Source organism: Legionella moravica DSM 19234, assembly GCF_000423305.1.
Classification (GTDB): domain Bacteria; phylum Pseudomonadota; class Gammaproteobacteria; order Legionellales; family Legionellaceae; genus Legionella; species Legionella moravica.
This window is the reverse complement of record NZ_AUHS01000027.1, coordinates 43,920-50,370: the sequence shown is the minus strand read 5'-3', so window position 1 is coordinate 50,370 and position 6,451 is coordinate 43,920. Positions and strand designations below refer to the sequence as shown.

Sequence of the window (6,451 nt, the reverse complement as noted above, 5' to 3'; positions counted from 1 at the left end):
TTGGAGCTCGATAATAACCTCGGTGAACGTACCATTAAACCTTTCGTTATCGGTCGAAAAAACTGGCTCTTTCATGGCAATGACCTCGGCGCCAAAGCCGGTAGTATCCTCTTCTCGCTTATTGAAACCTGTAAGCAGAATAAAATCGAAACTTTTTCCTGGTTTAAATACGTCCTTACTCATATTCGCCAGGCCAGCACTCTAGAACAACTGGAGAACCTTCTTCCTTATAACATTGACCACTCATTACTAACTGATATGCGTAGCTTACCCAATCTCATTATGCCTGAGAAGAGTGAGGTTAATTAACCGTTTACAATCCAATTATCATCGTAATAATTAAAAACGAAATAATTGATTTTATAAATCCATAATTACTATGTGTTATTACAAATTTATCTTTATCCCATGAGGTAGTCCCAGTATTTTTTAACTTACTGTATGAAGAAATAAGAGTAAACAAAAAAACAATAGGTATGCCAAAGCCATACCCTTGGCACCAAACCCGGAAACTTCTTACAAAACTGTTATAAAATTTAGGTTTTTTATCATTTACGTCACGAATTTTTATATTAAATAAAAACTTACCTAATGTTGTACCAAAAATGGACAAAAAAATTGGTTCGATTAAAAACCAGCAAAATAAAATTATGAAGCTATTTATTACATTATTATCACTAATAAAATCAGGATAGAATATTCCAAATGAGAAGCCATATACAATCGCTAAAACACCAAGATCAATATTTCTAGCAAAGAACCTATCCCAAGGCTTCACATGTAATTTTTGATATTCTTCTGTTAATTGTGGACTCTTTTGGTCTTTAACAGAGGTTTCATCTGATACCATATTCACATAACTCTCGGCTTCATTTATTAATGGTATCGGAAAAAAAGAAATTATCTTTAGAAAAAATACAGTCAAATTACTCAGAAATTTCAAATTTATTGTTTGATTAGTGGATAATATTTGATGGCATCCTTTAAACACGCATCATAATATTCGTTCAAGTTCTCTGGCAAATTATGAGTATCTTCTAACTGAGGATAAATATCATTATACAAAGAACATACTAAATCGTAAGCGCTGTCAAATTTTGGGATATTCATAATTGTTTTATCATCAAGGTGGGCCACGAATTTATCACGATAGGTTTCTATATAACTAAGATTAAATTTATTAAATTTTTTACCAAAATTATCTTTATCCCTAACTATTTTTGTCCAATAGTATTTATTATTGGTCGGTTTTAGAAATAACTTCGACCACTCCAAAACTGCCATATCTAAGAAGTTATTTTGTGTAGTAATCCAAAAATTATTTTTGTCTATCAAGATTTTCTCATCAAAACCAGCTTTGTAGTAAGCATAGTTTTTAGTAAAATATACGCATACAAGTCCTGCTCGACGTAATTTTTGATTGCGGCTCATAGGAATATCACCCCGATCTAAAGCCACAGAATAAATAACTGATTTAATCACACCTCCCTTAAATGTATCTAATCTATTGTTATCAAGTAAATGCCAGTTTAATGAGGTAAATGCATCATTTTTTGTTATTATTCCTTCTCGCTCTTTACCTGCGTTATCAAGAGCTTTATATCTAATTCTGTCACCGCTCATCACTTCAACATATATTTTTGAACGCTCCAAATTTTTATTTTTAAGTTCTGCTATTAATGCGAGGCTATATTCATTTGTATTATTCATATTCCACTGGCACTTGTTAACCTCTAGAAAGTATAGTCCATTAATGTATCCAAGGGATTTGATGAAAATTCAAACTAATTGCATATTGCTATAAAACCAGCCTGGCGTATGATCACCAACGAAAAACAGGGGTTAAACACCAGTTAGGTTTGGCACTGGCCTTTAAATAGAAACCAAGAATGTAATGAACTCTAAAAAACCGGTACACTTTTCAGATCATTTTAATATTGATAAAGCAAGACTCAATGAACTGGGGGTTTTCGACCCTATATTGAATTTTGATACCAAGGTTTTTGTTGAGCCTCTTTTATTAAAAGATAGCGCAAGTGAAATAATTAGAAACGCCTATAACACCTATAAAACCTTCTTTGCCAATTTGCTTCTCATATTACAAAAATCAAACCAAGTGGGGGATAAATGCTGGCGGACGGCCAAAAGAATGGTTAACTTTCCTGAATACCAATACACCTGCATTGGTTATAGCTCAGGCAATACAGAAGGACGAGGATCAGGTATCGAGTTTAATGACAAGATACTTCAAAGTGCAAAAGAGATTGTTGATTTGGCGGAGGGTAACCCAGAAATATTCTTGCTATTACCATTACTCGAGGACGGTATCGCTGGCGATAGAATCAGCGATATGGTTCAAAATATAATTGATGATGACATTTGTCGATACACACAAGAGATTATGGCCAAGCTTGATTTAAAGGGCAATCGCCTCCATACCTCGAGAAATTGTAACCCTTACAAGCTTCTTTTTAATCCCTACTCAAAACAGGCGATTAAACTTGTTCCCTTCGATATTTTGTCAAATCTGCCTGTTGCGGATAACGTAGACGCCATAGTTGAAGAATTAGCCGCTTATAATGAACGATTACGAGATATAGTAAACAGGGACATAGGTGATATTTGGCTTGAAACTACAAAGGCGTATCGAAAAGAAATATTGCTAAAAGAGTTGAAAACAAATAAAGAGTTTTTTATTGAAACTTTAACAGCTTTAAAAGCTTATAGTCCTCAACATTATGATTTTGAAAAAGACTATGAAGGGCTTTATAAATGGTTAAAAGATAGCCAAGAATTTGTCAATATTGAATTATCAAAAGAAACCAAGGACTGCCCTGATGATCTTGAATCATTAATGCTTGCGGTAACCGGCATTATTCATCACTACAGGGATACCATAGAAAATAAAGAAATGTGGCGTACATTCTGGACGCTACACAATTCAGAGTATAAACATGTCAGAAGCCATTACTCATATATGTTATTTTTTACGGTTTGCAGGGCTTGGTTAATCTCGCAGAATAGTAATATATCCATCAATTTTAAACAGAGGGACGGGCAGCCAATGCTTGAATTCACCATATCCGGTAAGAATCGCCTGATCCTTCACATTAAGCATGCTAATAACACCAGTCTTGCTAAGGGTTATAAGAACGTATTAGAAAAATATAGACACGTGAAGAATGAAAAACACTGCTATCTAATGATGAACTTCAAAGCGGCTCCCGCTATCCAACTAAAGGAAATTAGAGTTATACAAAATCCAATATGCGAGATATTTGAAATCGATGTGAGCAAAAGAAACGATGAACAAACCGATGGGATCTTCAAGCTGCTTGAGCCTGAGTTCGAGTTCAATTTATTAGAATTTGAGGATATGGTGTTTGAAGACAGTCTTTACACAGAAGAAAAGCGCAAGGGAGGGAAAAATTCATATCAGCGTCATAAAGCGCTTAAAGAGCAAGTTCAGATTCTTTGCAGAGAAGAACTAAATAAAAAGACGTACCCCTCCGCTATGCAATTATCCACGCACGTAGCAAAGAGAATGATTGCTGAATCTCCGAAATTACTTCAATCATTTCAACCTTATCAAACGCATCTCATTGACGGCAGTGACTGGACCACCCCTACATTTTATCGATGGTGCAAAAATGCCTATAAGTTACTCAAAAATAAACTCGAAGTAGTCGATTAAGAACAAAAATCTGTGTTTTTACTCCTGCAATATAACGAAATATGATATATTATAAGAGTATAAACACAGGAATTCTCGATGAAGGCATTAAATTTTATCAATGAATTACGGGCACAAGGGCGCTTCTCTTTCACTATTGCAGAGGCAGAAAATGCGCTTGGATTGAAAAAAATCTCTTGTCTTAATGCATTATATCGTCTTAAAAAGGATAAATGGCTTGTGAGCCCTGCTAGAGGGTTTTACTTGATTGTCCCTCCTGAATATCAAGCCTATGAATGTTTGCCAGCCGAGATGTTTATTTCAGATTTAATGCGCTATTGGAGATTACCCTATTATGTTGGCTTCTTGAGTGCCGCTCAATTTTATGGTGCGGCACATCAAAAGCCTCAACGATTCCAGGTCGTGACCCTCAAAAACCGCCCTCCGATTCATTGTGGTCGAATACATATTGAGTTTATTGCTAAAAAACAAATCGATACTCAAATCACACGGCAATTTAATACGTTAGCAGGAACCATACAGGTTGCAAGCCCAGAGTTGTTGGCATTTGATCTTGTCAGCAGCCCTGAACATGCTGCAGGGATAAATAACGCAGCAACTGTTCTTTCTGAGTTGATTGAATCGTTAGACAAGGAAAAATTAGCCGATTTGACACAATACCATATGAAATCATTCGGTCTACAACGATTAGGGTGGTTACTTGATTATTTGGGGGGTGAAACGCTCACTCAGGCGTTGCTAAGTAAGCTTGATGGCAAAACATTGCATTGGGTACGATTATCACCCCATGGGCCCTATGAGCCTATTGAGCGAAATAAGAAATGGCATGTGATTGTAAATACACATTTGGAGGTTGATGAATGATTCCTATGGCCTATATTACACAGTGGCGGCAAATTGCGCCTTGGCCTGATGATATGCAAGTAGAACAGGATTTAATTTTATCACGAGCAATTGTTGAGATTTTTTCTAATCCGTTTTTATCCGAGCAGCTTGCCTTTCGCGGTGGCACCGCGTTGCACAAATTATTTTTCTCGCCCGCAGCACGTTACAGTGAGGATATCGACTTAGTAAGGACGGCAAAAGGAGGGATTAAAGAAATCATTGATGTATTACGTGATTGCCTAGAACCATGGTTGGGACAACCCAAAACGCGACAAACTGGCCAGAGCTTTAAACTCCTCTTTTATTTTTCTCCAGAGGGTTCTGCGTCCATCAAGCAGAAAATTAAAATTGAAATCAATATTCACGAAAGTTTCGCTGTTTTAGATCGCCTCAAAGTACCGTTTTCTGTTAAGTCACCTTGGTTGTCTCAAGAAGCAAAAGTGAATACTTTTCAGCTTGAAGAACTCCTTGCGACTAAATTGCGTGCTTTATATGAGCGCAAGAAAGGACGTGATGCATTCGATTTGTGGTTGGCCATCAAAGAAAAAGAATTTGATGTTACAAAAACAGTTGATGTTTTCTCTGAATATATGGCACGCAGCAATAAAGCAATAACAAAGAAACTATTCATGAACAATTTAAATTTAAAATTACAAGATGCAACATTTCTTGATGATATTGAACCGCTGCTTGCACCTAGATTGAAAAACAACCATTCTCGCACCTTAGAACTACAAGGGAAAACTACAGAAAGAGAAGAATGGAGCCTAACTGATGCGGTGGAAACGATTAAAGACACCTTTATTCATCAATTACCTCGCTAAAGAAATTGATCGTCTCTAGAGGTGATCGATCATCTCTAGATGTTGTTTATATTTTAATCAAAAAATCCGTTATCGTGTGCTTATATCGTTAAAACTTGTATGAGCCATGTCAAATTTGACCAATTCAATTAAAGAGCTTTATGAGGATATCTCAGCAGAAGAAGCAAAGTCTGCTGCAGGTAATCTGATGAGCTTCTTTAAGATTTTAGAAGAGGTTGAAGCAAGAGTGGCTCAGATCAACCAATGTAATGAGCCAAAAAATGAAAATATCAGAAGTGCAGATTGATTTTATCAAGCCTCAAAACGGTTTAATCGCATTTGCAAGCTTCGTTATTGAGGACAGCTTTTATATTTCCAGCGTTGCTATTCACCGTAAATTAGGCGGGGGCGGTTTCCGCTTAACTTATCCAAGTAAAGGCAAACATACTCTGTGTTACCCCATCAATAAAAAGACCAGCCAAGAAATTGAAGAAGCTATTTTTTGCAAACTAAAAAATGTAATGAAGAAGGCAAATCATCATGTTCAAATATTACAACCCTCGACTGATTAAACAATATCGCTCCTACACAATCGAGCAAATCTGCGCTTTGTTCGCAGATAAAAAATTGCATCCGCAAACGGTAAGGGGGTGGGTGAAATCTGGCGAACTGGAAGCCATCACCAAAAAGCCAATCGTCATTTATGGTCAAGTAATAAAAGAATTTCTGGAAAACAGAAATGCAAAGCACAAACAACAACTTGCTTTCAATCAATTCAAATGCCTGAGATGTCAGGAAATAGTTTGTCCTCTTGATAATACGATTTCGCTATATAGAAATAAAAACGGCAGCTTTCAAGCTGTTGGTGCTTGTCAGTTTTGTAAAGCAACAATAAGACGTTTTTATAAGCAAAAAGAACGCTTGCAGTTGGAGGAAACCTTCATTACCCAAGAGGCAGAGGTAACGACAATATGTAATCCGCTATCTAGCGCCTGCAAGACTCACTTAAATAGCTCACAAAATGATGGTCTAAATGAGCCATCTAAAACAGAGCCGGATACATCTTAGC

General features: G+C 36.4%; 9 protein-coding genes. 7 read left to right on the top strand and 2 right to left on the bottom strand.

Annotated elements, in window-relative coordinates:
- A partial coding sequence (locus G543_RS17425; protein ID WP_155824927.1) for a transposase domain-containing protein occupies positions 1 to 309 on the top strand: 309 nt, incomplete at its 5' end.
- Positions 310 to 313: 4 nt separating this feature from the next.
- On the opposite strand, the gene G543_RS0107815 is transcribed toward G543_RS17425, so the two are convergent.
- Entirely contained in the window at positions 314 to 850 is a 537-nt protein-coding gene (locus G543_RS0107815) for an RDD family protein (protein WP_058388995.1), read from the bottom strand.
- A gap of 95 nt (positions 851 to 945) precedes the next feature.
- Entirely contained in the window at positions 946 to 1,710 is a 765-nt protein-coding gene (locus tag G543_RS0107810; RefSeq protein ID WP_028384030.1) for a hypothetical protein, read from the bottom strand.
- A gap of 184 nt (positions 1,711 to 1,894) precedes the next feature.
- On the opposite strand from G543_RS0107810, the gene G543_RS0107805 reads away from it, so the two are divergent.
- From G543_RS0107805 to G543_RS0107780, 6 genes are all read left to right on the top strand, one after another.
- Entirely contained in the window at positions 1,895 to 3,694 is a 1,800-nt protein-coding gene (locus tag G543_RS0107805; protein ID WP_028384029.1) for a hypothetical protein, read from the top strand.
- 78 nt (positions 3,695 to 3,772) lie between these two features.
- Positions 3,773 to 4,558 (top strand): type IV toxin-antitoxin system AbiEi family antitoxin domain-containing protein, encoded by a 786-nt coding sequence (locus tag G543_RS0107800; protein WP_028384028.1) that lies wholly within the window; start codon positions 3,773 to 3,775, stop codon positions 4,556 to 4,558.
- 5 nt (positions 4,559 to 4,563) lie between these two features.
- On the top strand, positions 4,564 to 5,403 hold the full coding sequence (locus G543_RS17420; protein ID WP_162145884.1) for a nucleotidyl transferase AbiEii/AbiGii toxin family protein: 840 nt from the start codon (positions 4,564 to 4,566) through the stop codon (positions 5,401 to 5,403).
- Positions 5,404 to 5,509: 106 nt separating this feature from the next.
- Complete coding sequence (locus G543_RS0107790; RefSeq protein ID WP_028384027.1) at positions 5,510 to 5,689, top strand: hypothetical protein; 180 nt, start codon at positions 5,510 to 5,512, stop codon at positions 5,687 to 5,689.
- Positions 5,664 to 5,954 (top strand): septation protein SpoVG family protein, encoded by a 291-nt coding sequence (locus G543_RS0107785; protein ID WP_028384026.1) that lies wholly within the window; start codon positions 5,664 to 5,666, stop codon positions 5,952 to 5,954. Before G543_RS0107790 ends, G543_RS0107785 begins: the two co-directional genes overlap by 26 nt.
- The gene (locus G543_RS0107780; RefSeq protein ID WP_028384025.1) at positions 5,923 to 6,450 is read left to right on the top strand and encodes a helix-turn-helix domain-containing protein; all 528 of its coding nucleotides are present in this window, start codon (positions 5,923 to 5,925) and stop codon (positions 6,448 to 6,450) included. The genes G543_RS0107785 and G543_RS0107780 overlap by 32 nt, the downstream gene beginning before the upstream one ends.
- Position 6,451 lies beyond the last annotated feature (1 nt).